General features: G+C 72.5%; 19 protein-coding genes. 9 read left to right on the top strand and 10 right to left on the bottom strand.

What is annotated here, in order from left to right; genetic code table 11:
- Positions 1 to 10 precede the first annotated feature (10 nt).
- Positions 11 to 199, bottom strand: coding sequence for a DUF5703 family protein (locus GL259_RS09400; protein ID WP_004933366.1), 189 nt, complete (start codon positions 197 to 199; stop codon positions 11 to 13).
- A gap of 47 nt (positions 200 to 246) precedes the next feature.
- Here GL259_RS09400 and GL259_RS09395 point away from each other — a divergent pair, with 47 nt between their 5' ends.
- Positions 247 to 933, top strand: coding sequence for a hypothetical protein (locus tag GL259_RS09395; protein ID WP_159531027.1), 687 nt, complete (start codon positions 247 to 249; stop codon positions 931 to 933).
- Positions 934 to 994: 61 nt separating this feature from the next.
- Here GL259_RS09395 and GL259_RS09390 read toward each other — a convergent pair whose 3' ends face one another.
- Together GL259_RS09390 and GL259_RS09385 are read right to left on the bottom strand one after the other, a co-directional pair.
- Positions 995 to 3,073: a helix-hairpin-helix domain-containing protein gene (locus GL259_RS09390; protein ID WP_159531025.1), complete on the bottom strand. Its 2,079-nt coding sequence runs from the start codon at positions 3,071 to 3,073 to the stop codon at positions 995 to 997.
- Positions 3,070 to 4,056, bottom strand: coding sequence for an aldo/keto reductase (locus GL259_RS09385; RefSeq protein ID WP_159531023.1), 987 nt, complete (start codon positions 4,054 to 4,056; stop codon positions 3,070 to 3,072). The genes GL259_RS09390 and GL259_RS09385 overlap by 4 nt, the downstream gene beginning before the upstream one ends.
- A 183-nt stretch (positions 4,057 to 4,239) precedes the next feature.
- Here GL259_RS09385 and GL259_RS09380 point away from each other — a divergent pair, with 183 nt between their 5' ends.
- Together GL259_RS09380 and GL259_RS09375 are read left to right on the top strand one after the other, a co-directional pair.
- Complete coding sequence (locus GL259_RS09380; protein WP_159531021.1) at positions 4,240 to 5,295, top strand: LLM class F420-dependent oxidoreductase; 1,056 nt, start codon at positions 4,240 to 4,242, stop codon at positions 5,293 to 5,295.
- Between the two features lie 271 nt (positions 5,296 to 5,566).
- Positions 5,567 to 6,355 carry a ferritin-like domain-containing protein gene (locus tag GL259_RS09375; protein WP_159531019.1) on the top strand — a complete coding sequence of 263 codons (789 nt, stop codon included), beginning with the start codon at positions 5,567 to 5,569 and terminating at the stop codon, positions 6,353 to 6,355.
- A 58-nt stretch (positions 6,356 to 6,413) separates the two neighbouring features.
- Here GL259_RS09375 and corA read toward each other — a convergent pair whose 3' ends face one another.
- Positions 6,414 to 7,409 (bottom strand): magnesium/cobalt transporter CorA, encoded by a 996-nt coding sequence (gene corA / locus GL259_RS09370; protein WP_166461459.1) that lies wholly within the window; start codon positions 7,407 to 7,409, stop codon positions 6,414 to 6,416.
- Positions 7,410 to 7,471: 62 nt separating this feature from the next.
- On the opposite strand from corA, the gene GL259_RS09365 reads away from it, so the two are divergent.
- The 4 genes from GL259_RS09365 (at position 7,472) to mshC (ending at position 10,968) form a co-directional block, all read left to right on the top strand.
- The gene (locus GL259_RS09365; RefSeq protein WP_159531014.1) at positions 7,472 to 8,158 is read left to right on the top strand and encodes a histidine phosphatase family protein; all 687 of its coding nucleotides are present in this window, start codon (positions 7,472 to 7,474) and stop codon (positions 8,156 to 8,158) included.
- Positions 8,159 to 8,248: 90 nt separating this feature from the next.
- Positions 8,249 to 8,839 (top strand): DUF3090 domain-containing protein, encoded by a 591-nt coding sequence (locus GL259_RS09360; protein ID WP_159531012.1) that lies wholly within the window; start codon positions 8,249 to 8,251, stop codon positions 8,837 to 8,839.
- Positions 8,803 to 9,636, top strand: coding sequence for an SCO1664 family protein (locus tag GL259_RS09355; RefSeq protein WP_159531010.1), 834 nt, complete (start codon positions 8,803 to 8,805; stop codon positions 9,634 to 9,636). Before GL259_RS09360 ends, GL259_RS09355 begins: the two co-directional genes overlap by 37 nt.
- A 102-nt stretch (positions 9,637 to 9,738) precedes the next feature.
- Positions 9,739 to 10,968, top strand: a complete 1,230-nt coding sequence (mshC, locus tag GL259_RS09350; protein WP_159531008.1) for a cysteine--1-D-myo-inosityl 2-amino-2-deoxy-alpha-D-glucopyranoside ligase — start codon at positions 9,739 to 9,741, stop codon at positions 10,966 to 10,968.
- A gap of 74 nt (positions 10,969 to 11,042) precedes the next feature.
- Here mshC and GL259_RS09345 read toward each other — a convergent pair whose 3' ends face one another.
- From GL259_RS09345 to GL259_RS09320, 6 genes are all read right to left on the bottom strand, one after another.
- On the bottom strand, positions 11,043 to 12,032 hold the full coding sequence (locus GL259_RS09345; RefSeq protein WP_159531006.1) for a PAC2 family protein: 990 nt from the start codon (positions 12,030 to 12,032) through the stop codon (positions 11,043 to 11,045).
- 163 nt (positions 12,033 to 12,195) lie between these two features.
- Positions 12,196 to 12,867 carry a FadR/GntR family transcriptional regulator gene (locus GL259_RS09340; protein ID WP_159531003.1) on the bottom strand — a complete coding sequence of 224 codons (672 nt, stop codon included), beginning with the start codon at positions 12,865 to 12,867 and terminating at the stop codon, positions 12,196 to 12,198.
- A gap of 235 nt (positions 12,868 to 13,102) precedes the next feature.
- Positions 13,103 to 14,719 carry a glycerol-3-phosphate dehydrogenase/oxidase gene (locus GL259_RS09335; protein ID WP_159531000.1) on the bottom strand — a complete coding sequence of 539 codons (1,617 nt, stop codon included), beginning with the start codon at positions 14,717 to 14,719 and terminating at the stop codon, positions 13,103 to 13,105.
- 8 nt (positions 14,720 to 14,727) lie between these two features.
- The gene (gene glpK, locus GL259_RS09330; RefSeq protein WP_159530998.1) at positions 14,728 to 16,266 is read right to left on the bottom strand and encodes a glycerol kinase GlpK; all 1,539 of its coding nucleotides are present in this window, start codon (positions 16,264 to 16,266) and stop codon (positions 14,728 to 14,730) included.
- An 81-nt stretch (positions 16,267 to 16,347) separates the two neighbouring features.
- Positions 16,348 to 17,142, bottom strand: a complete 795-nt coding sequence (locus GL259_RS09325; protein ID WP_159530996.1) for an MIP/aquaporin family protein — start codon at positions 17,140 to 17,142, stop codon at positions 16,348 to 16,350.
- 348 nt (positions 17,143 to 17,490) lie between these two features.
- Positions 17,491 to 18,255: an IclR family transcriptional regulator gene (locus tag GL259_RS09320; protein ID WP_159530994.1), complete on the bottom strand. Its 765-nt coding sequence runs from the start codon at positions 18,253 to 18,255 to the stop codon at positions 17,491 to 17,493.
- Between the two features lie 298 nt (positions 18,256 to 18,553).
- Here GL259_RS09320 and metH point away from each other — a divergent pair, with 298 nt between their 5' ends.
- Together metH and GL259_RS09310 are read left to right on the top strand one after the other, a co-directional pair.
- Positions 18,554 to 22,066, top strand: coding sequence for a methionine synthase (metH, locus tag GL259_RS09315; RefSeq protein ID WP_159530992.1), 3,513 nt, complete (start codon positions 18,554 to 18,556; stop codon positions 22,064 to 22,066).
- Positions 22,067 to 22,207: 141 nt separating this feature from the next.
- Positions 22,208 to 22,984 carry an HAD family phosphatase gene (locus GL259_RS09310; RefSeq protein ID WP_166461458.1) on the top strand — a complete coding sequence of 259 codons (777 nt, stop codon included), beginning with the start codon at positions 22,208 to 22,210 and terminating at the stop codon, positions 22,982 to 22,984.
- The last annotated feature ends 60 nt before the right edge of the window (positions 22,985 to 23,044 follow it).

Genomic DNA, 23,044 nt, shown 5'->3' with positions numbered 1-23,044 from the left:
GTCGCCCGGCTCACCAGGTGGCACGCACCTGGCGGATGATCCGCCGTCGCAGCCGCACCCTGCGGCTGCCGTCACGCATCAGCGTCAGGCGGTACAGCTCCCAGTGACCGTACTCGGCATGGTCCGTCAGAAGACGTGCCGTCTCCTTGCGGGAGACCCCGCGCGGTACGTACACGTCGACAAATTCGTATTCCGGCATCGCATCTATTGTGCGGCCCGGCCCCCGGTACGGATAGCGTCTGCACTATGTCTGATGCTGCGCAGTCCACCGCTGCCGAGGTACGCGCCGCCGCCGAGGCGGTCAAGACCGCGCTCGACCGCCACCTGGCCGCGGTCGAACGCAGGTCGGGGGAGGACGACCCGGCCGTCTACGAGGCGTTCAACCAGCTGGCCGCGGCCGCGGAGGCGTACGACGAACTGCTCTACGACCGCTACGACGAGGTCACTCCCTTCGAGATCCCCGGCGCGGAGGAGACGCTGCCGCCCTACACCGGCCCCGAGGAACCGAGCGCGCTCAGCGTCCTGATCCGCCGCGACTACGCCGTGGCCGAACCCCAGCGGCTGCTCGCCCACGCCCAGCGGATCGAGGCGGCGGACGGCGAGGAGGAAGCGTCGGCCTCCGGCACCGTCCACGGCGCGCTCGGCCTGCTGTTCGGCGAGTTCGAGCCGGACGAGATCGCCTCCCGGCACAAGGAGTTCGGCCTGGAGGAGGGCGATTCCACGCTCTGGGTGACGGCATCGGACGAGGCCGCCGACCCCGGTGAGTGGCTGGAGGCGCCGTTCGAGCAGGTGGACCCGCAGCGGGTGGTCTGCCGCTTCGACGTCAGCGCGGTCTTCGACGACGACCTCGACGACACCGACGAGGACGAGGACGAACTGGATCCTGTCCTGGACGAGGACGAGGACCTGGAACCGCTCGACCCGGACCGCTGACCGGCGCTCCCCCGGAGGCGGTGGCACCCGGGTGCCACCGCCGCCCCGCGCGGCCCCGGACTCAGCCGTCCGCCGCCGGGACCTGCGGTGCCAGCAGCACCGGCAGCCGGGTCGTCCGCGGCTTCGCGGCCACCTCGGCCACGGCACGCGGCAGGGCCTGCTCGACACCGTGCACCACGGACAGATGCCGGTCGGCCCGGCTGAACGCCGTGTACACCCAGGGCCGGCTCAGCGCGGGAACGGCGTCACCGGGCAGCACCGCGACGACCGCGGGCCACCGGCAGCCCACCGCCTGGTGCGCGGTCAGCGCCCACCCGTGCCGGACGGACTGCTCCACCCGCTCCCTCGGCACGACGATCTCCTCACCCCCGCACGCCAGGTGCAGCCCCTGGCCGTCGGCCTTCACCACACGGCCCGGCAGCGTCCGCCCGGGGGCGGGGGAGTAGGCGATGCGGTCACCGGGGTCGAATCCGCCGAACCGCCCCGGTCCCGGATTGAGCCGTTCCTTCAGCGCCGCGTTCAGCGCGCGCGTGCCCACCGCGCCGCCGTGCCCCGGCGTGATCACCTGGGTCTCCTCGGCCGGCACGCCGATCGCGCGCGGCACCGAGTCCGCCACGAGCTGCACGGTCCGGTGCACGGCCTCTCCCGCGTCCCGCACCGGCACGATCACGACCTCCTTGCCGGGCGCGTCCACCTGGTGCAGTTCGCCGACGCCGATCCCGGAGACCAGCTCGCCCAGCGGCCCGGGATCCGGCCGCCGGGAGGCGATCTGCGGGCAGACCCGCGCCGCCAGCAGATCCGCGAAGACCCGCCCCGCCCCCACGGACCACAGCACCCCCGGATCGCCGGCCAGCACCAGCCGGGCACCGTCCGGCAGCGACTCCGCGACCAGGGCGGCCGCCTCGACGTCCAGCTGCGGGGCGTCCAGCACCACGAGCAGGTCCACGTCGAGCGCCCCGTCGGCGTCCCGCCCCGGCCCCTCGGCACCGGACAGCAGTCCGGCGACGGTGGCGACGCCCGGACCCTCCACCAGCGCCGCGAACCGCGCCCGCCCGACCGGACCGTGGGTGGCGGCCCAGGCGCGCAGCCCCATGCCGTGCGCGGCGTCCAGCAGTGCCGCCGGCTCGGCCAGCGCGGCCTCCCCGCCGGTGTGCAGCACGAGCCCGTGTCCCGCGACCGCCCGGATCAGCTCGCCGGCGGACCCCTGCGCCGAGGCGGCGGCCCGCTCCCACTCCTCGCCCGAGCCGTCCTGCTTGGGCACGGAGTTGATCAGCCGGGCCAGACCGTCGGCGAGGCTCTCCTCGGCCAGCGCGTACCGCTCCAGCCCCACCAGCACCCGGACCGGCCGTTCCTCGTCCTCCTCCTGCGGAGCCGGAGCCGGAGCCGGGGCCCCGGCCTCCGTCACCGCGTCCTGGAAGACGAGGACGTCCCCTTCCGAGACGGCGTTCTGCACGGCCTCCTCGGGATCCGGCACCCCCTGCCGCCCCAGCGCGCCCACCAGCGCGGACATCTCCAGCGCGGTGTGCCCGGCCAGCGCGGCCTGCTCCAGCAGCCACACGGTGACCGCCCGCCCCCGCCGCTCGTCGTCCGGCCCGGCCCCGGCGCCCAGCAGCGCCCGCGCGAACCCGTCGGCCTGCTCGGGCCGCACACCGGCGACCCGCAGCAGCTGCCAGGGATCGGCGCGCAGCACCTGTGCGCCCCCCTCGCCCAGCACACCGGCGGCCTGGACGGCGAGCCCCTCGGGCGCGCCCCCCTGAGCCAGCACCTCCCGCACGCCCTCGACGGCGCCGGCGGCGGGAACCGCCTCGCCGGACACCGCCGGCGCCCGCCGCACCGGCTCGGGAGCGGGCCGGCGCGCGGCGGCGGGCGCCTCCTCGAACACCGCGCCGGCCGGCTTCTCCCCGCTCTCCACGGCCCGCACGGCGGCGAGGAGGTCGGCCGCCCTGCCGCTCAGCTTGCCCCCGGCCTCGATCGGCCCCCGCTTCTCCGCCTTCCGCCGTTCGATGCGCTCCCGCTCGATCCGCTGGGCGTGCAGTTCGGCCTCCGCCTCGGACACCTGCGCACCCTCGGCGGCGGCACCGTCCGCGCCCGGCGTCCCCGGCTCGGCGTCCTCCGTGTTCTCGGGCGGCTCCGTGCTCACAGCGTGCTCCAGTCGTGATCGGGATAGCGGTGCACGGGCGCCGACACGTCGTCGAGCGCCCGGCAGATCTCGTCAGGAAGACTAAGCGCCTCCACTGACAATGCCGCCGTGAGCTGCTGCGCGTTGCGCGCGCCGACGACGGGGGCGGCCACACCGGGCCGGTCCCGGACCCACGCGAGCGCCACCTGCAGCGCGGTCACGGCGAGCCCGTCCGCCGCCGTCGTCACCGCGTCCACGATCCTGCTCGCCGTGTCGTCGAGATACGGCGCGACGAACGGCGCCAGGTGCTCCGAGGCGCCGCGCGAGTCCGAGGGGGTGGCGTCGCCCCGGTACTTGCCGGTCAGCACCCCCCGTCCGAGCGGCGAGGACGGCAGCAGCCCGATCCCCAGGTCCATCGCGGCGGGCAGCACCTCCCGCTCCACCCCCCGCTGCAGCAGCGAGTACTCCATCTGCGTGCTCGCCAGCCGCGCCCGCGCCCCCGGCGAGGCCAACTGCCAGGTCGCCGCCTTGGCCAGCTGCCACCCGCAGAAGTTGGACACGCCGGCATAGCGGACCCGCCCGCTGCCGACCGCGATGTCGAGGGCCTGGAGGGTCTCCTCCAGCGGGGTGCCGGTGTCATAGGCGTGGACATGCCACAAGTCGACGTAGTCGGTGCCGAGCCGTGCCAGCGAGGCGTCCAGCGCGGAGAGCAGGTGCCCGCGCGAGCCGTCGAACCGGCGGTCCGGGTCCGGCACGCTCCCGGCCTTCGTCGAGATCACCAGGTCCCGGCGCGGCACCAGCCCGTCCATCAGCCTCCCGAGCAGGTACTCGGCCTCCCCGTCGCCGTACACGTCCGCGGTGTCGACGAGGGTCCCGCCCGCCTCCCAGAAGGTCTTCAGGAGGTCCGCGGCGTCGTGCTCGTCGGTGTCCCGCCCCCAGGTCAGGGTCCCGAGCCCGATCCGGGACACGCGCAGGCCGGTACGGCCGAGATGCCTCTGCTCCATGGACGCCGAGATTACTGGCCGGAGCCCGGAACAGGGGGTCCTGTGGACGAGGGATTTCCGCGGTGCGGCGGAGCCGGACGCGCACCCCCGCCCACCGGCGGACGAGCGGGCGCCCCCTCCCCGCCACCGGAGGTATAGGGTCTGCGCACAAGCGACGTTACTGATCGGTAAGGGGAGACGGCCATGCAGCTCGGGATCAACCTCGGCTACTGGGGTGCCGGAATGGACGCGGACAACCTCGCCGTGGCGCAGGAGGCGGACCGCCTCGGTTACGCGGTCTGCTGGGCCGCCGAGGCCTACGGCTCCGACGCCGCCACCGTGCTCAGCTGGGTCGCGGCCCGGACCGAGCGCATCGACGTCGGCTCGGCCATCTTCCAGATCCCCGCCCGCCAGCCCGCGATGACCGCGATGACCGCCGCCACCCTCGACTCCCTCTCCGGCGGCCGCTTCCGCCTCGGCCTCGGCGTCTCCGGCCCGCAGGTCTCGGAGGGCTGGTACGGCGTCAAGTTCGACAAGCCCCTCGCCCGCACCCGCGAGTACGTGGAGATCGTCCGCAAGGCCATGACCCGCGAACGCCTCTCCTACGAGGGCGAGCACTGGACCCTCCCCCTCCCCGGCGGCCCCGGCAAGCCGATCAGGCTCACCGTGCACCCGCAGCGCGAGCACATCCCGCTCTACATCGCCGCGATCGGCCCCAAGAACCTCGAGCAGACCGGCGAGATCGCCGACGGCGCCCTGCTGATCTTCCCCTCCGCCGACCACCTCGAGGAGACCGCCGTCAAGCACCTGCGGGCCGGCCGCGAGAAGGCCGGCAAGACCCTCGACGGCTTCGACGTCTGCCCCACCGTCCCCCTCGCCGTCGGCGACGACAAGGACGTCGCCGCGCTCGCCGACACCTTCCGCCCCTACACCGCGCTGTACGTCGGCGGCATGGGCAGCCGCAAGCAGAACTTCTACAACCAGCTCGCCCGGCGCATGGGGTACGAACGCGAGGCCGCCGAGATCCAGGACAAGTACCTGTCCGGCGACAAGCAGGGCGCGGCGGCCGCCGTCCCGCACGACCTGATCGACCGGACCACCCTCCTCGGCTCGGTGGACCGCATCGCCGACCGGATGAAGGCCTACGCCGCCGCCGGGGTCACCACCCTCACCCTCGCCCCGGCCGGCTTCACGCTCGAGGAGCGCCTCACGGCCCTCCGCGCCGGCACCGAGGCCCTGGAGCGCGCCGGTCTCGCCTAGCCGGCCGGGCCCCGGGCGGCCGTGGCGGGGGCTCGGGGGTCCTCCCCGCCACGGCCGTCACGCAGCACAACGCGGACCGGCCCCCGGGGTTACGCCCGCCCCGCGTACGCCTCCGGGTGCTCCCGCGGGTCCCTCTTCCGGCGGAGTTGCCCGGCACCCCTGTTGCGGCGCCCCCGCCCCCCGCATTTGACTCGTTCTTCGCGGAACGTACGGAACGCGCGGAGCGTGCGGAACCGGCGGACCGCGGAAACCTGCGGAGAGGGTGCCCACCATGCTTTCGGCCAAGAGCCTGTTCCAGGAGATCCTCGACCACGACGAGTCCTTCGCCCTGTTCTGCTCCATCGCCGCGAGCGGCGAGTCCCAGGGCGGCTGGGAGAACGCCCGCATCGCCGCGCTCGTCCCCGAGGCCCAGCGCGCGCTCGCCCCCAAGATCGCCAGGCACGGCGCCGACGAGGACAAGCACGGCCGCATCTTCGACGCCCTGATGAGGAAGCGCGGCCTGGAACCCGTCCCGGTCCCGCCCGAGACCGACTACACGATGCTCCTCGAACGGCACGGCATCGGGCTGACCCACGACCGGCTCAGGCGCGACGAACCGCTCACCGTGCAGGACGTCGTCACCTACCTCGCGCACAGCAGGGTCACCGAACAGCGCGCCTCCGAGCAGATGGAACTCCTGCGCAAGCACTTCGCCGGCCACCCCGCCCTCGGCCGCGCGATCAGGATGATCTCCGACGACGAGGACAACCACCTCGCCTACTGCCACGAGGAACTCCTGCGCTTCGCGCGAGCCGGACACGGCCGCGCCATCCAGCGCACCCTGCGGGAGTGCGCGCTCGCGGAGATCCGCGTCCACCGGGACGTCAGCCTCGCGGTGATGGCCCGCATGGGCCGCGTCCTCGGCTGGTCCGGGACCAGGGCGGCGCTCCTCGCGGCGGGCATCCACGCGGTGTACGCGTACGAACGCCTGGGCGGCTGGCGCCGCATGGTCTCGCTCCGGATGCCCGCACGCCGCAACGCGCTCGGCGGCCCCGCGGGCGCCGCCCCGGAGTTCGCCTGACCCGCCCGCCGCACGCGCCGCCCGGAGCCCGCCCGGCCGCCCGCCGGACGTACCGCCCCTACAGCCACCCCCGCCGCTTGAACAGCCGGAACAGCAGCATCTCCAGCCCGGCCATCACCGCGATCACCGCCGGGTACGACCACACCCACCGCAGCTCCGGCATGTGGTCGAAGTTCATGCCGTAGACCCCCGCGATCATCGTGGGGACCGCGGCCATGGCCGCCCACGAGGAGATCTTCCGCATGTCGTCGTTCTGCCGCACGCTCATCTGGGCCAGGTGCGCCGAGAGGATGTCCGAGACCAGCCGGTCCAGCCCCTCCACGGACTCGTTGACGCGCGTGAGGTGATCGTGCACGTCGCGGAAGAAGGGCTGCGCCTTCTCCTCCACGAAGGGCACGCGCGCACCGGACGTCCCCACCCCGGCCAGCCGCGACATCGGCAGCGCCAGCGGTCCGGTCGCCCGGCGGAACTCCAGGATCTGCCGTTTGAAGTTGTAGATCCGCGAGGCGGTGTGCCGCGAGCCGCCGCTGTCGGGGGAGAAGACCTCCGTCTCCAGTTCCTCCAGGTCGGTCTGCAGCTCGGTCGCCACGTCCAGGTAGTGGTCGACGACGGCGTCGGCGATCGCGTACAGCACCGACGTCGGCCCCTTGCCCAGCAGCTCGGGCTCCCGCTCCAGCCGGCTGCGCACGGCCCCCAGCGGGGCGTCCTCCCCGTGCCGCACGGTCACCACGAAGGAGTCCCCGAGGAAGATCATGACCTCGCCGGAGGAGACGGTGTCGCTCTCCGGTTCGTACCCCACCGGCTTGAGGACCAGGAACAGCGAGTCGTCGTACACCTCCAGCTTGGGCCGCTGGTGCGCCTTGAGGGCGTCCTCGACGGCCAGCGGGTGCAGGGCGAACTCCTGCGCGACCAGGTCGAACTCGTCCTCCGACGGTTCGTGCAGCCCGATCCAGACGAAGCCCCCCGCCGACCGCGCCTCGGCCAGTGCGTCGGAGAAGTCCTCGGGCCCCTCCGACCGGTGCCCCTCCCGGTAGATGGCACAGTCCACGATCACGGAGCGCATTCCTCCTTCGTATGACGGACACCGCACGCGCGCGTGCGCCTACCCTGGGCCGCATGCCCACGTTGCTCCTGGTCCGGCACGGACGTTCCACCGCCAACACCGAGGGACTGCTCGCCGGCTGGACGCCCGGCGTCGCCCTCGACGACCGCGGGGCCGCGCAGGCCGCCGCACTGCCCGGGCGGCTCGCCGAGCTGCCGCTGGCCGAGATCGTCACCAGCCCGCTCCAGCGCTGCCGGGAGACGGTCCGGCCGCTGCTGGACGCCCGTCCCGGCCTCACCGCCCACACCGACGACCGCATCGGCGAGTGCCACTACGGCGACTGGTCGGGCCGCAAGCTCGCCGAACTCAAGGACGAACCCCTGATGGAGGTGGTGCAGGCGCACCCGTCGGCGGCGGCGTTCCCCGGCGGGGAGTCCATGCGCGCGATGCAGACGCGCGCCGCCGAGGCGGTGCGCGAGTGGAACGCGCGCGTGGAGCGCGATCACGGCGCCGACGCCGTCTATCTCATGTGTTCGCACGGGGACATCATCAAGTCCCTCGTCGCGGACGCACTCGGACTTCATCTCGACCTCTTCCAGCGGATCTCCGTCGAACCGTGTTCCATCACCGCGATCCGTTACACACGGTTGCGCCCCTTTCTCGTCCGCCTCGGCGACACCGGCGACTTCACGTCCCTGGCGCCGCGCGAGGAGCCGCCCGCCGGCGAAGCCACGGTCGGAGGTGACGCGGGCGCACCGTGATCGTCGGCCGCAGTAGGGTGAAGCGGTCGCAGTAGTGCGCCGCCCCTGTTCCAACAGCCGCCCGTTCCCACGACCCCATGGAGACAGGACGTGTCCCGTCAGGTGTTCCTCTACGACCAACCGGAACGTTTCGTGGCCGGTACGGTCGGACTGCCAGGGCGCCGTACGTTCTTCCTCCAGGCCTCCGCCGGCTCCCGGGTGACCAGCGTGGCCCTGGAGAAGACCCAGGTCGCGGCGCTCGCCGAGCGCATGGACGAACTGCTCGACGAGGTCGTGCGCCGCAGCGGCGGCAGCGCCGCGGTACCCGCCATGGCACCGACCGAGATCACCGACACCGCCCCGCTGGACACCCCCGTGGAGGAGGAGTTCCGCGTCGGCACCATGGCGCTCGCCTGGGACGGCGAGGAGCAGCGCATGATCGTCGAGGCCCAGGCCCTCGTCGAGCTGGACGCCGAGTCCGAGGAGGAGCTCGCCGAGGCCGAGGAACGGCTGCTCCAGGACGAGGAGAACGGGCCCCCGATGCTCCGCGTCCGGCTCACCGGCGCGCAGGCCCGGGCCTTCGCCAAGCGCGCCCTCGACGTCGTCAACGCCGGGCGGCCGCCGTGCCCGCTGTGCAGCCTCCCGCTCGACCCGGAAGGACACGTATGTCCGCGCCAGAACGGATACCGCCGCGGAGCGTGACGACCGCCGACCCGGCCGCCGCCGTGCTGCTCGCCGAGGGCGAGCTGACCGTGCGCGGACGCATCCGTGAGGCGTCGAACGCGGCGCTGTACTGCACCGTGGCGCACGAGGGCCGTGAGGCCGCCTGCGTCTACAAACCGGTCGCCGGGGAGCGGCCCCTGTGGGACTTCCCCGACGGCACGCTCGCCGGCCGCGAGGTCGCCGCGTACGAGGTCTCCGAGGCGACCGGCTGGGGGCTCGTGCCGCCCACCGTGCTGCGCGACGGCCCGTACGGCGAGGGCATGTGCCAGCTGTGGATCGAGACGGCGCCGGGCACGGAACTGCTCGCCCTGGTGGACGGCGAGGAGCCGGAACCCGGCTGGAAGGCGATCGGCCTCGCGGAGGTCGGCGAGGGCCGCACCGCGCTGCTCGTGCACGCCGACGACGAACGGCTGCGCCGGCTGGCCGTGCTCGACGCGGTGATCAACAACGCCGACCGCAAGGGCGGGCACCTGCTGCCCGCCGCGGACGACCGGCTGTACGGCATCGACCACGGGGTCACCTTCAACGTCGAGAACAAGCTGCGCACCCTGCTGTGGGGCTGGGCGGGGGAGCCGCTGACCGAGGAGGCGCTCGACGTCCTCAAGGGCCTCAGGAAGGCCCTCGCGGACGGCGGCGCGCTCGCCGCCCGGCTGGGCCCCCTGATCACCCCCGCGGAGATCGACGCCACGCGCGCGCGTGTCGAGTCGCTGATCACCGCCGGCACCCACCCGGAGCCCGGCGGGCAGTGGCCGGCGATCCCCTGGCCCCCGGTCTGACGGGCCGCAGCACATCGGGCGGCGGCGCGCAAGAGTGCCTTCTCGGTCACTGTGACCTGCTCCGGTTCGTGTACGGGACCACGGTCCGGTTAGGCTCATGACATGCATGCCTGGCCCGCTTCCGAGGTCCCCGTCCTGCCCGGTCAGGGCCGCGACCTGAGGATCCACGACACCGCGACCGGGGGCCTGGTCACCCTCGACCCCGGTCCCGTCGCCCGCATCTACGTCTGCGGCATCACCCCGTACGACGCCACCCACATGGGGCACGCGGCGACCTACAACGCGTTCGACCTCGTGCAGCGCGTGTGGCTCGACACCAAGCGGCAGGTGCACTACGTCCAGAACGTCACCGACGTCGACGACCCCCTGCTGGAGCGGGCCGAGCGGGACGGTCTCGACTGGGCCGCCCTCGCGGAGCAGGAGACCGCGCTCTTCCGCGAGGACATGACCGCCCTGCGGATGCTGCCGCCGCGCCACTACATCGGCGCCGTGGAGGCCATACCCGGCATCGTCCCGCTCGTCGAGCGGCTGCGCGACCTCGGCGCGGCCTACGAGCTCGAGGGCGACATCTACTTCTCCGTCGAGTCCGACCCGCGCTTCGGCCGGGTCTCGAACCTCGACGCCGCCGCCATGCGGCTGCTGTCCGCCGAGCGCGGCGGCGACCCGGAGCGTCCGGGCAAGAAGAACCCGGTCGACCCGATGCTCTGGATGGCCGCCCGCGAGGGCGAGCCGAGCTGGGACGGCGGCTCGCTCGGCCGGGGCCGGCCCGGCTGGCACATCGAGTGCGTGGCCATCGCCCTCGACCACCTCGGCATGGGCTTCGACGTCCAGGGCGGCGGCTCCGACCTGGTCTTCCCGCACCACGAGATGGGCGCCTCCCACGCCCAGGTGCTCACCGGCGAGTACCCCATGGCCAAGGCGTACGTCCACGCCGGCATGGTCGCCCTGCACGGCGAGAAGATGTCCAAGTCCAAGGGCAACCTGGTCTTCGTGTCCGCGCTGCGGCGCGACGGCGTCGACCCGGCCGCCATCCGGCTGGCGCTGCTCGCCCACCACTACCGCGCCGACTGGGAGTGGACCGACCAGGTCCTCCAGGACGCCGTGACCCGCCTCGGCCACTGGCGCGCCGCCGTCTCCCGCCCCGACGGCCCGCCCGCCGAGGCGCTGGTCGAGGAGATCCGCGACGCCCTCGCCTGCGACCTGGACGCACCGGCCGCGCTGGCCGCCGTCGACCGCTGGGTCGTGCTCCAGGAGCAGAGCGGCGGCACGGACACGGGCGCGCCCGGTGTCGTCTCCCGCGCGGTGGACGCGCTGCTCGGCGTCGCGCTGTAACCGGCCGCGCCGACCACGGCAGGGGCGCCCCGTCCTCGGACGGGGCGCCCCTGTTTCCGCCGGTCTCGTCTTCCTCAGTCCTCCGACGATTCGTCGTCACCCTCGTCGCCCTTGTCGGGCTTCGGCGGCTTCGGGGGCCGGGTGCGGCCGCCCGGGGTGTCCCGCAGGTACGGCGTGCCGTCGCCGCCGTCGGCCGTGGCGTGCCCGCCGGGCGGGCCCGACGCCCCGTCACGGCGCCGCAGGTAGCGCTCGAACTCGCGGGCGATCGCCTCGCCCGACGCCTCCGGCAGCTCGGCGGTGTCCCGGGCCTCCTCCAGCGTCTGGACGTACTCGGCGACCTCGCTGTCCTCCGCGGCCAGTTGGTCCACGCCCACCTGCCAGGCACGCGCGTCCTCGGGCAGTTCGCCCAGCGGGATCCGCACGTCGATCAGGTCCTCGAGGCGGTTGAGGAGGGCCAGGGTGGCCTTCGGGTTGGGCGGCTGCGACACGTAGTGCGGGACCGCCGCCCACAGGGACACGGCCGGGACACCGGCGTGCGTGCACGCCTCCTGGAGGATGCCGACGATGCCCGTGGGGCCCTCGTACTTGGTCTCCTCCAGGTCCATGCGGCGGGCCAGGTCCGGGTCGGACGTGGTCCCGCTGATCGGGACCGGACGGGTGTGCGGGGTGTCGCCGAGCAGGGCGCCCAGGATGACCACCAGTTCCACGCCGAGTTCGTGCGCGAAACCGAGGAGCTCGTTGCAGAACGAGCGCCACCGCATGGACGGTTCGATGCCGCGGACCAGCACCAGATCGCGCGGCTTCTCGCCGCCGATCCGGACCACCGACAGCCGTGTCGTGGGCCAGGTGATCCTGCGGACGCCGCCGTCCATGAACACCGTGGGGCGGTTCACCTGGAAGTCGTAGTAGTCCTCGGCGTCCAGCGCCGCGAACACCTCGCCCTTCCACTCCCTGTCCAGATGCGCGACCGCGGTGGAGGCGGCGTCGCCGGCATCGTTCCAGCCCTCGAACGCGGCCACCATGACCGGGTCGATCAGCTCGGGAACCCCCTCGAGCTCGATCACCCAGCGCCTCCCTTCCGACGTGTCCTCGCGTACGTCCCAACCTTACGGCGTGCCCGGGGGTGCGCCCGCAACCCCCTCGCAGGGGGAGTGCCCCATCACTGCCCCGCCGACCGCCGGGAAACACCCCTCGGCGACCCGGTCCGCCCAAGATCCGCGGCAGGGCTCACAGCGTGGAGCGCAGCCACTGCTCCACGCTCGCGATGTGCACCGTCGCCCAGGACCGCGCCGCCTCGGCGTCCCGGTCCCGCAGGGCGGCGAGGATCGCCCGGTGCTCGCGCAGGGTGCGGCCGACCGCGTCCTCCTGGGTGAGGCCGCGCCAGACGCGGGCCCGGGTGGTGGGCCCTGACAGGCCGTCGAGCAGGGAGCAGAGCACGGAGTTGCCGGCGCCGCGCACGACGGCCCGGTGGAAGTCCAGGTCGGCGGCGACCAGGTCCTCCACGGACGGCTCGTCGCCGAGATCGTCCAACTGCTTCGCCAGCGCGTCCAGTACCTCCTCGCCGATCCGGGCGGCCGCGAGGGCCGTCGCGGCCGGTTCCAGGATGCGGCGCACGGCGAGGAACTCCAGAACCGTGTCGTCGCGGTGGAAGTCGACGACGAAACTCAGCGCCTCCAGCAGGAGTTGCGGATCGAGGCTGGTGACGTACGTGCCGTCGCCCTGCCGCACGTCCAGGATGCGGATCAGCGACAGCGCGCGCACCGCCTCGCGCAGGGAGTTGCGGGACAGCCCCAGCTCGGTGGCGAGTTCGCTCTCCTTGGGCAGCCGGTCGCCGGGGCGCAGCGCGCCGGAGACGATCATTTCCTTGATCTTCTCGATCGCCTCGTCGGTGACTGCCATGTCCGGCCTCCTCGCGCATCAGACCTCCGATGTGTCCGCCATTATGCGGACCCGGCGGACCGACCGGCTCCGCCCACGGCACCGGCTCCGGCGTGCGTCCGTCGTGCAGGGGGCGCCGCGGCCGCCCGGCGCCGGTGCGCGCACGGAGCGCACGGAGAAGGGGTGGCTCCGCCGGCGCGGAGCCACCCCTTCTCCCGGTGCCGGCTCCCGTGCGGGAGAGCCGGGGGCCTCCCGGTTACCTCCTGTCGAGCAGGTCCTGGACGTTCGCCCGGACCTCGTCCGTGGCCAGGCCCCGGATCGTCAGGGTGGTGCGGCGGCGCAGCACGTCGTCGACCGTCTCGGCCCACTCGTGGTCGCGGGCCCAGACGACCTGCGCCCAGATCTCCGGGGCGTCCGGGTGGACGCGCCGGCCCAGCGCCGGGTCCTCGTTCGCCAGGCGGGCGATGTCGAAGGCCAGCGAACCGTAGTGGGTGGCCAGGTGCCTGGCGGTGTCCGCGGCCATGCGCGGGCCGGGCGCGGGGCCGTCGACCAGCAGCCGGTGGGCGACCGCGCGCGGGTTGGCCACACCCGGCAGCGGCAGCTTCTTCGGCAGCGCGGAGACCGGCTCGAAGTCGTCGCCCAGCGGGTGGCCCGGCAGCGTCTGGAGCTTCTGCATCACGGTGCGGCCGATGTGCCGGAAGGTGGTCCACTTGCCGCCCGCCACGGACAGCATGCCGCCCCGGCCCTCGGTGACGACCGTCTCCCGCTTCGCCTTCGCCGTGTCCCCGGGACCGCCCGGCAGCACCCGCAGACCCGCGAAGGAGTAGGTGATCAGGTCACGGTCGAGCTGCTGGTCGCGGACGGAGAACGCGGCCTCGTCGAGGATCTGGGATATGTCCCTGTCGTTGACCGCGACGTCCGCCGGGTCGCCCTCGAACTCCTCGTCGGTCGTGCCGAGCAGCAGCATGTCCTCCCAGGGGAGGGCGAAGGTGATCCGGTACTTGTCGATCGGCGTGGCCAGCGCGGCCTTCCACGGGGAGGTCCGCTTCAGGACCAGGTGCGCGCCCTTCGACAGGCGGATGGACGGCGCCGCGCCCGGGTCCTCCATCCGGCGCAGGTGGTCGACCCACGGACCGGTCGCGTTCAGCACGAGGCGGGCGTTGACGCCGAACTCGTCGCCCGAGAGGCGGTCGCGCAGCTCGGCACCGGTGACCCGGCCCCCGGTGAAGCGCAGCCCCGTCACCTCGGCGTGGTTGAGGACGACGGCGCCCGCGTCGACGGCCGCGCGGACCGTCATCAGCGCCATGCGCGCGTCGTTCATCTGGTCGTCGCCGTACACGGCCACGGCCTTGAGGTTCTCGGTGCGCAGCTCCGGCACGTCCTGCGCGGCCCTGGCCGGCGAGAGCAGGTGCCCGACGCCGTCCCCGAAGGCCGACAGCATCGAGTACGCGAAGACGCCGGCCCCGAGCTTCGCCGCGCCGTGCGGCCCGCCCTTGTACACGGGGAGGTAGAACGTGAGCGGGTTCGCCAGGTGGGGGGCCACCTGCCGGGAGACCGCACGGCGCTCGAAGTGGTTCTCCGCCACCAGCTTCACCGCGCCGGTCTGCAGGTAGCGCAGGCCGCCGTGGAGCAGCTTGGAGGAGGCGGAGGAGGTGGCGCCGGCGAAGTCGCCGGCGTCCACCAGGGCCACCCTGAGGCCGGACTGCGCGGCGTGCCAGGCGGTGGAGATGCCCAGGATGCCGCCGCCGATCACGAGGAGGTCGTACGACGCCTTGGAGAGCTGCTCCCGGGTCTCGGCGCGGCTCGGGTTCGAGCCGGACGCCGGGTGCGTCCCCAGGGCAGGCACGGACTGCAGGGTGGACTGGGTGGTCATGGCGGTTCTTACTCCTCGTCCTCGAGCCAGCCCATGGTCCGCTCGACGGCCTTGAGCCAGCTCTTGTACTCACGGTCGCGGGTCTCCGCGTCCATGCGGGGGGTCCACTCGGCGGCCCGCCGCCAGTTGGCGCGCAGGTCGTCGGTGCTGTTCCAGAAGCCGACGGCGAGGCCGGCGGCGTAGGCGGCGCCGAGGCAGGTGGTCTCGGCGACCATCGGGCGCACCACGGGGGCGTCCAGGAAGTCCGAGAGCGTCTGCATCAGCAGGTTGTTGGAGGTCATGCCGCCGTCGACCTTGAGGGCGGTCAGCTCCACTCCGGAGTCCTTCGTCATGGCGTCCGCGATCTCCCGCGTCTGCCAGGCGGTGGCCTCCAGGACGGCGCGCGCGAGGTGCGCCTTGGTGACGTACCGGGTCAGGCCGGCGATCACACCGCGGGCGTCGGAACGCCAGTACGGGGCGAACAGGCCGGAGAAGGCCGGCACGAAGTAGGCGCCGCCGTTGTCCTCGACCGAGAGCGCGAGCGTCTCGATCTCGGCGGCGGTGGAGATCAGGCCCATCTGGTCGCGCATCCACTGCACCAGCGAACCGGTGACGGCGATCGAGCCCTCCAGGGCGTAGACCGGCTTGTCGTCGCCGATCCGGTAGCCGACCGTGGTCAGCAGGCCGCTGTAGGAGTTGATGATCTTGTCGCCGGTGTTCATCACCATGAAGGTGCCGGTGCCGTACGTCGACTTGGTCTCGCCCTCGGAGAAGCAGGTCTGGCCGAACAGGGCCGCCTGCTGGTCGCCGAGCGCGGAGGCGACCGGGATGCCGCCGAGCAGGTCGCCCAGCTTGCCGCCCTTGATCTCGCCGTAGACCTCGGCGGAGGAGCGGATCTCGGGGAGCATCTGCTGCGGCACGCCGATGGACTCGCAGATGCGCTCGTCCCACTCCATGGTGTGCAGGTTCATCAGCAGGGTGCGGGAGGCGTTGGTGACGTCGGTGACGTGGTGGCCGCCGTCCACGCCGCCGGTCAGGTTCCAGATGACCCAGGTGTCCATGGTGCCGAAGAGGATGTCGCCCGCCTCGGCGCGCTCCTGGAGGCCGTCGACGTTGTCGAGCAGCCAGCGGGCCTTGGGCCCGGCGAAGTAGGAGGCGAGGGGGAGACCGGTCTCGCGGCGGAAGCGGTCCTGGCCGACGTTGCGGCCGAGCTCGCGGCACAGGGCGTCGGTGCGGGTGTCCTGCCAGACGATGGCGTTGTGGACGGGCTCACCGGTGTTCTTGTCCCACAGCACGGTGGTCTCGCGCTGGTTGGTGATGCCGATGGCCTTGATGTCGTCGCGGGTGATGCCGGCCTTCTCGACGGCTCCGGCGACGACCTCCTGGACGTTGGTCCAGATCTCGGTGGCGTTGTGCTCGACCCAGCCCGGCTTGGGGAAGATCTGCTCGTGCTCCTTCTGGTCGACGGAGACGATGCGCCCGTCGCGGTCGAAGACGATGCAGCGGGAGGAGGTGGTGCCCTGGTCGATTGCTGCGATGAACGGGCCGGCGGTGTGGGCGTCGGTCACTGTGTGCTCCTGGGAGTTCCTTGGTTGAGGGGCTGTACGTTCGGCGCTTCTACAGGATCCGGGGTCTCGCGGACCGGTCGCCTAGGCGAAGGCGACGTTGTAGATGCCGGCCGCGAGGACGCCGCCGATCAGCGGACCGACCACCGGGACCCAGGCGTAGGCCCAGTCGGAGCCGCCCTTGTTGGGCAGGGGCAGCAGGGCGTGCACGATGCGCGGACCGAGGTCGCGAGCCGGGTTGATCGCGTAACCGGTCGGACCGCCCAGCGACAGACCGATGGAGACGACCACGAGTGCCGTGACGAGACCGCCCAGGACGCCGAGGCCGTTGCCCGCGTCGTTCAGGCCCTGGGTGAGGACGGCGAGGAGCAGGACGACGGTGCCGATGATCTCCGTGGTGAGGTTCTGCACCGTGTTCCGGATCTCCGGGCCGGTGGAGAAGACGCCCAGCACCGGGCCGGCGCCCTTCTCCTGGGCCTCGACCGCCTTGGCGGTGGTGGCCTGCGCACCCGGACCGCCGACGATCTCCTTGTCGGTCAGGTGCGCCTGGAACTGGCCGTAGTAGGCGATCCAGACCAGAGTCGCGCCGATCATCGCGCCGAGGAACTCTCCGGCGAAGTAGGTCGGAACGTTGCTCCACTCGCCGTCCTTGACGGCGAGCGCCACGGTCACGGCCGGGTTGAGGTGGGCGCCGGAGAGCGGACCGGCGATGTACACCGCCGTCATGACGGCGAAGCCCCACCCGAAGGCGATGGCGAGCCAGCCGGCGTTACGGGCCTTGGAGGCCTTCAGGGTCACGGCGGCACACACACCGCCGCCGAGCAGGATGAGTATGGCGGTACCGATGGTCTCGCCGATGAAGATGTCGGAGCTGGACACCCGCGACTCCTTTGTCCTTCGTCCAGGGAGCCGACCCCCGGGTCCCACCGGGGATTGGCGCCCTCAGGGGTGAGAGCGATGCCGGCCCTTGGCGTTGTCACACTCTAGCGCGTATTGCCGGTAGGTGTTCGACAATGCCGACCGATGGACGGGAGTCTTGCCCGGTGCCACGCACCCGTCAAGGGTTTGGTTGTCGAAAGCGCGATCGTTATTGAGGGCCGCGAGTCGTCGATCTTTGGGACCCTTTTGTCGGATTGAGTACCGTATGCCCGCATCAGGGTACGACGGGGACCGGAATGCCGTACGGCATCCCGGTCCCCGTCCGTGCGACAGGGCCCCGCGCGGTGCTCAGAACCGCCCGGCGCCCAGGTCCCGCGACACCGCGCGGGCGCAGTCCCGTACCGCCGCGATCAGCTCGGGGCGCAGCTCGCCGTCCCGGCGCAGCCGTTCCACCGCGCCCGTGATCCCGACCGCGCCCACCGGCATGCGCCGCCGGTCGTGGATGGGCGCCGCCACGGAGGCCACGCCCTCCCAGGTCTCCTCGACGTCCGCCGCGTAGCCACGCGCGCGCGTGAGGTCGAGGATGTGCTCGAAACCGTCCAGGTCGCACACGGTGCGGTCGGTGAAGGCCTTGCGGTCGGCCTCCAGGGCCTCGCTGTGCGCCACCGGGTCGTAGGCCGACAGCACCTTGCCCAGGGCCGTGGAGTGCAGGGGCTGCATGGCCCCTATCTCCAGGACCTGCCGGCTGTCGTCGGGCCGGAAGACGTGGTGCACGATCAGCACGCCCTGCTGGTGCAGCACGCCCAGGTAGACGCTCTCGCCGCTGGAGCGGGCCAGGTCGTCCGTCCACACCAGGGCGCGCGCCCGCAGTTCGTGCACGTCGAGGTAGGTGGTCCCCAGGCGCAGCAGTTCGGCGCCCAGCTGGTAGCGCCCGGAGGCGTCGTCCTGCTCGACGAACCCCTCCTGCTGGAGGGTGCGCAGGATGCCGTGGGCGGTGCCCTTGGCGAGGCCCAGCGAGGAGGCGATGTCCGACAGGCCGAGCCGTCGCTCGCCGCCCGCGAGCAACCGCAGCATCGCCGCCGCCCGTTCGAGCGACTGGATGTTCCGTGCCATCGCCGTACTGCCTCCGTCCCCTTCGACCGTCGACCCGCGACGCCGCTGCCGCCGTTCGGCAATGTCGAACACTACCGGTCGATGTCGACCTCCCGCTAATGGTCGGTCGTGATCCGTCGCGCCGCCCGTACCCCACGGGTCGGCCGTCGGCCATCATCGTCCGGCCCGTGGACTCCCTGAACATCAGGGCGCGGTCCCCGTTACCCTGACGGCGTGCGCCCTGCCGGGGAAGCCGATCAGGAGGCTTTTCCGGGCAGCCGCAAAGCCGACAGCCGTCGCACCCGAGGGAGCCCCTTTCATGGCCTCGTTGCCGCTGACCCCTTCCACCGACAGCCGGACCCGTGTGTCCGCCCTCCGCGAGGCGCTCGCCACCCGTGTGGTGGTCGCCGACGGGGCGATGGGCACGATGCTCCAGGCCCAGGACCCCACGCTCGAGGACTTCCAGAATCTCGAGGGCTGCAACGAGATCCTGAACGTGACCCGCCCGGACATCGTCCGTTCGGTCCATTCCGAGTACTTCGGCGTCGGCGTGGACTGCGTCGAGACGAACACCTTCGGCGCCAATCTCAGCGCCCTCGGCGAGTACGACATCGCGGACCGCATCCACGAGCTGTCCGAGGCCGGCGCGCGGATCGCCCGTGAGGTCGCCGACGAGTTCGGCGCCCGGGACGGCCGTCAGCGCTGGGTGCTGGGTTCGATGGGGCCCGGTACCAAGCTGCCCACTTTGGGGCACATCACGTTCGCCGCGATCCGGGACGCCTATCAGCAGAACGCGGAGGGTCTGCTGGCGGGGGGTGCGGACGCGCTGCTGGTGGAGACCACGCAGGACCTGCTGCAGACCAAGGCCTCGGTCGTCGCCGCCCGGCGGGCGATGGAGGCGGCGGGCTGCGAGGTGCCGCTGATCGTCTCGGTGACGGTGGAGACGACCGGCACGATGCTGCTGGGCTCGGAGATCGGTGCGGCGCTGACCGCGCTGGAGCCGCTCGGCATCGACATGATCGGCCTGAACTGTGCGACCGGTCCGGCCGAGATGAGCGAGCACCTGCGCTATCTGGCCCGCCATGCGCGGGTGCCGCTGTCGTGCATGCCCAACGCCGGGCTGCCGGAGCTCACCCGGGACGGTGCGCGCTATCCGCTGAGCGCGCCGGAGCTGGCGGACGCGCAGGAGGCGTTCGTCCGCGACTACGGGCTGTCGCTGGTGGGCGGCTGCTGCGGCACCACGCCCGAGCACCTGCGGCGGCTGGTGGAGCGGGTGCGGGGGATGGCGCCGAGCGAGCGTGATCCGCGGCCGGAGCCGGGCGCCGCCTCCCTCTACCAGAGCGTGCCGTTCCGGCAGGACACCTCGTATCTGGCGATCGGTGAGCGCACCAACGCCAACGGGTCGAGGAAGTTCCGTGAGGCGATGCTGGCGGGCCGCTGGGACGACTGTGTGGAGATGGCCCGGGAGCAGATCCGTGAGGGCGCGCACATGCTGGACCTGTGCGTGGACTACGTGGGCCGGGACGGCGTGGCGGACATGGCGGAGCTGGCCGGCCGGTTCGCGACCGCCTCCACGCTGCCGGTGGTGCTGGACTCCACCGAGGTCGAGGTGATCCGGGCCGGGCTGGAGCGGCTGGGCGGCCGGGCGGTGATCAACTCGGTGAACTACGAGGACGGCGACGGCCCCGACTCCCGCTTCGCGCGTGTCACGCGGCTGGCCCGCGAGCACGGGGCGGCGCTGATCGCGCTGACCATCGACGAGGAGGGCCAGGCCCGCACCGCCGAGAAGAAGGTGGAGATCGCCGAACGGCTCATCGACGACCTCACCGGCAACTGGGGCGTCCGTGAGGAGGACATCCTCATCGACTGCCTGACCTTCACCATCTGCACCGGGCAGGAGGAGTCCCGCAAGGACGGCGTCGCCACCATCGAGGCGATCCGCGAGCTCAAGCGCCGCCACCCGGCCGTGCAGACCACGCTGGGGCTGTCGAACATCTCCTTCGGCCTGAACCCGGCCGCCCGCATCCTGCTCAACTCCGTCTTCCTCGACGAGTGCGTCAAGGCCGGCCTGGACTCGGCGATCGTGCACGCGAGCAAGATCCTGCCCATCGCCCGCTTCGACGAGGAGCAGGTGAACACCGCCCTGGATCTGATCTACGACCGGCGGCGTGAGGGCTACGACCCGCTGCAGAAACTGATGGCGCTGTTCGAGGGGGCCACCGCCAAGTCGCTGAAGGCCGGCAGGGCCGAGGAGCTGGCCGCGCTGCCGCTGGAGGAACGCCTCAAGCGGCGGATCATCGACGGCGAGCGCAACGGCCTGGAGGCCGACCTGGACGAGGCGCTGCGGACCCGCAAGGCGCTGGACATCGTCAACGACACCCTGCTGGACGGCATGAAGGTGGTCGGGGAGCTGTTCGGGTCGGGGCAGATGCAGCTGCCGTTCGTGCTGCAGTCCGCGGAGGTGATGAAGGCCGCGGTGGCGCATCTGGAGCCGCACATGGACAAGACCGACGACGAGGGCAAGGGCACCATCGTGCTGGCCACGGTGCGCGGCGACGTGCACGACATCGGCAAGAACCTGGTCGACATCATCCTGTCCAACAACGGCTACACCGTCGTCAACCTCGGCATCAAGCAGCCCGTCTCCGCGATCCTGGACGCCGCCGCCGAGCACAAGGCCGACGTGATCGGCATGTCCGGGCTGCTGGTGAAGTCCACCGTGATCATGAAGGAGAACCTGGAGGAGCTCAACGCCCGCGGCCTGGCCGCCGACTACCCGGTCATCCTCGGCGGCGCCGCCCTGACCCGGGCGTATGTCGAGCAGGACCTGCACGAGATCTACCAGGGCGAGGTCCGCTACGCCCGCGACGCCTTCGAGGGGCTGCGCCTGATGGACGCCCTGATCGGCGTCAAGCGCGGCGTGCCCGGCGCGAAGCTGCCCGAGCTGAGGCAGCGCCGGGTGCGGGCCGCCGCGGTGGAGGTGGAGGAGCGGCCGCAGGAGGGGCACGTCCGCTCCGACGTGGCCACCGACAACCCGGTGCCCGCGCCGCCGTTCTGGGGCACCCGGGTGGTCAGGGGCATCCAGCTCAGGGAGTACGCGTCCTGGCTGGACGAGGACGCCCTGTTCAAGGGCCAGTGGGGCCTGAAGCAGGCCCGCACCGGCGAGGGACCCAGCTACCGGGAACTGGTGGAGAGCGAGGGCCGGCCCCGGCTGCGCGGCCTGCTGGAGCGGCTGCAGACGCAGAACCTGCTGGAGGCGGCCGTGGTCTACGGCTACTTCCCGTGCGTGTCCAAGGACGACGACCTGATCATCCTGGACGAGCGGGGCAACGAACGCACCCGCTTCACCTTCCCCCGCCAGCGCCGCGGCCGCCGGCTGTGCCTGGCCGACTTCTTCCGCCCCGAGGAATCCGGCCAGACGGACGTGGTCGGCCTGCAGGTGGTCACCGTCGGCTCCCGCATCGGCGAGGAGACCGCCCGGATGTTCCAGGCCAACGCCTACCGCGACTACCTCGAACTGCACGGCCTGTCCGTCCAGCTCGCCGAGGCCCTCGCCGAGTACTGGCACGCCCGCGTGCGCGCCGAACTCGGCTTCGCCGGCGAGGACCCCACCGCCATGCCGGACATGTTCGCCCTCAAATACCGCGGCGCCCGCTTCTCCCTGGGCTACGGCGCCTGCCCCGACCTGGAGGACCGCGCCAAGATCGCCGACCTCCTCCAGCCCGAACGCATCGGCGTCCACCTGTCCGAGGAGTTCCAGCTCCACCCCGAACAGTCCACCGACGCCATCGTCGTCCACCACCCCGAAGCCAAGTACTTCAACGCCCGCTGAGGCCGCCGGAGGCCCCCCGTCGCGGGGGCTCGAGTGCGACAAGAGGCACGTGCTCCGCGCACGACGTACACTGGTCGGTCCACTGCAGGCCGGTTCCCCGCGAGGGGAACCGGCCTGACCGTCCCTCAAGGAGGTACGTGGATGACCAGTACGGTCCCCGCCCCCGGAACCGTTTCCCGAGCCCTCGGTTCCTCCCCCGCTCCCGGCTTCGCCCGAGTGGGGACACCCCCACGAGCGGGGAAGGCCCCGGCGGCCGAGGGCACCGCCCTGCAGGCCGTGCTCCTCGACATGGACGGCACCCTGGTGGACACCGAGGGCTTCTGGTGGGACGTCGAGGTGGAGGTCTTCGCCTCCCTCGGCCACACCCTCGACGAGTCCTGGCGCCACGTCGTGGTCGGCGGTCCCATGACCCGCAGCGCGGGGTTCCTGATCGAGGCGACCGGGGCCGACATCGACCTGGCCGAGCTGACGGTGCTGCTGAACGACGGGTTCGAGGACCGCATCGACCGTGCCCTGCCGCTGATGCCGGGCGCCGCGCGCCTGCTGGCCGAGCTGTCCGAGCACGAGATCCCCACGGCGCTCGTCTCCGCCTCCCACCGGCGCATCATCGACCGGGTGCTGGCCTCGCTCGGCCCGCACCACTTCGCGCTGTCGATCGCCGGCGACGAGGTCCCGCGCACCAAGCCGCACCCCGACCCGTATCTGGCGGCCGCCGCCGGGCTCGGTGCGGACCCCCTGCGGTGCGCCGTCATCGAGGACACCGCGACCGGTGTCGCCGCCGCCGAGGCGGCGGGCTGCCAGGTCGTGGCGGTGCCCTCCGTGGCCCCGATCGCCCCGGCCGTCCGGCGTACCGTCGTGCCCTCGCTGGAAGTCGTCGACCTGACATTTCTGCGCGGTCTGATGACGGAAATGCTCTAGGTGTTCACCCAGAGTGCAGCGGTGTTAGGGCCGGAATTCCCCTCGCCCGTGTCCGAGCTT

Source organism: Streptomyces sp. Tu 3180, assembly GCF_009852415.1.
Lineage (GTDB): Bacteria > Actinomycetota > Actinomycetes > Streptomycetales > Streptomycetaceae > Streptomyces.
This window is presented reverse-complemented; position numbering and strand designations above follow the sequence as displayed.

What these genes read in the sequence shown, in the direction of transcription:
- GL259_RS09400 (WP_004933366.1), bottom strand. Translation starts at nt 199, where the DNA reads ATGCCGGAATACGAATTTGTCGACGTGTACGTACCGCGCGGGGTCTCC.
- GL259_RS09395 (WP_159531027.1), top strand. Translation starts at nt 247, where the DNA reads ATGTCTGATGCTGCGCAGTCCACCGCTGCCGAGGTACGCGCCGCCGCC.
- GL259_RS09385 (WP_159531023.1), bottom strand. Translation starts at nt 4,056, where the DNA reads ATGGAGCAGAGGCATCTCGGCCGTACCGGCCTGCGCGTGTCCCGGATC.
- GL259_RS09380 (WP_159531021.1), top strand. Translation starts at nt 4,240, where the DNA reads ATGCAGCTCGGGATCAACCTCGGCTACTGGGGTGCCGGAATGGACGCG.
- GL259_RS09375 (WP_159531019.1), top strand. Translation starts at nt 5,567, where the DNA reads ATGCTTTCGGCCAAGAGCCTGTTCCAGGAGATCCTCGACCACGACGAG.
- GL259_RS09365 (WP_159531014.1), top strand. Translation starts at nt 7,472, where the DNA reads ATGCCCACGTTGCTCCTGGTCCGGCACGGACGTTCCACCGCCAACACC.
- GL259_RS09355 (WP_159531010.1), top strand. Translation starts at nt 8,803, where the DNA reads ATGTCCGCGCCAGAACGGATACCGCCGCGGAGCGTGACGACCGCCGAC.
- mshC (WP_159531008.1), top strand. Translation starts at nt 9,739, where the DNA reads ATGCATGCCTGGCCCGCTTCCGAGGTCCCCGTCCTGCCCGGTCAGGGC.
- GL259_RS09340 (WP_159531003.1), bottom strand. Translation starts at nt 12,867, where the DNA reads ATGGCAGTCACCGACGAGGCGATCGAGAAGATCAAGGAAATGATCGTC.
- GL259_RS09335 (WP_159531000.1), bottom strand. Translation starts at nt 14,719, where the DNA reads ATGACCACCCAGTCCACCCTGCAGTCCGTGCCTGCCCTGGGGACGCAC.
- GL259_RS09320 (WP_159530994.1), bottom strand. Translation starts at nt 18,255, where the DNA reads ATGGCACGGAACATCCAGTCGCTCGAACGGGCGGCGGCGATGCTGCGG.
- metH (WP_159530992.1), top strand. Translation starts at nt 18,554, where the DNA reads ATGGCCTCGTTGCCGCTGACCCCTTCCACCGACAGCCGGACCCGTGTG.
- GL259_RS09310 (WP_166461458.1), top strand. Translation starts at nt 22,208, where the DNA reads ATGACCAGTACGGTCCCCGCCCCCGGAACCGTTTCCCGAGCCCTCGGT.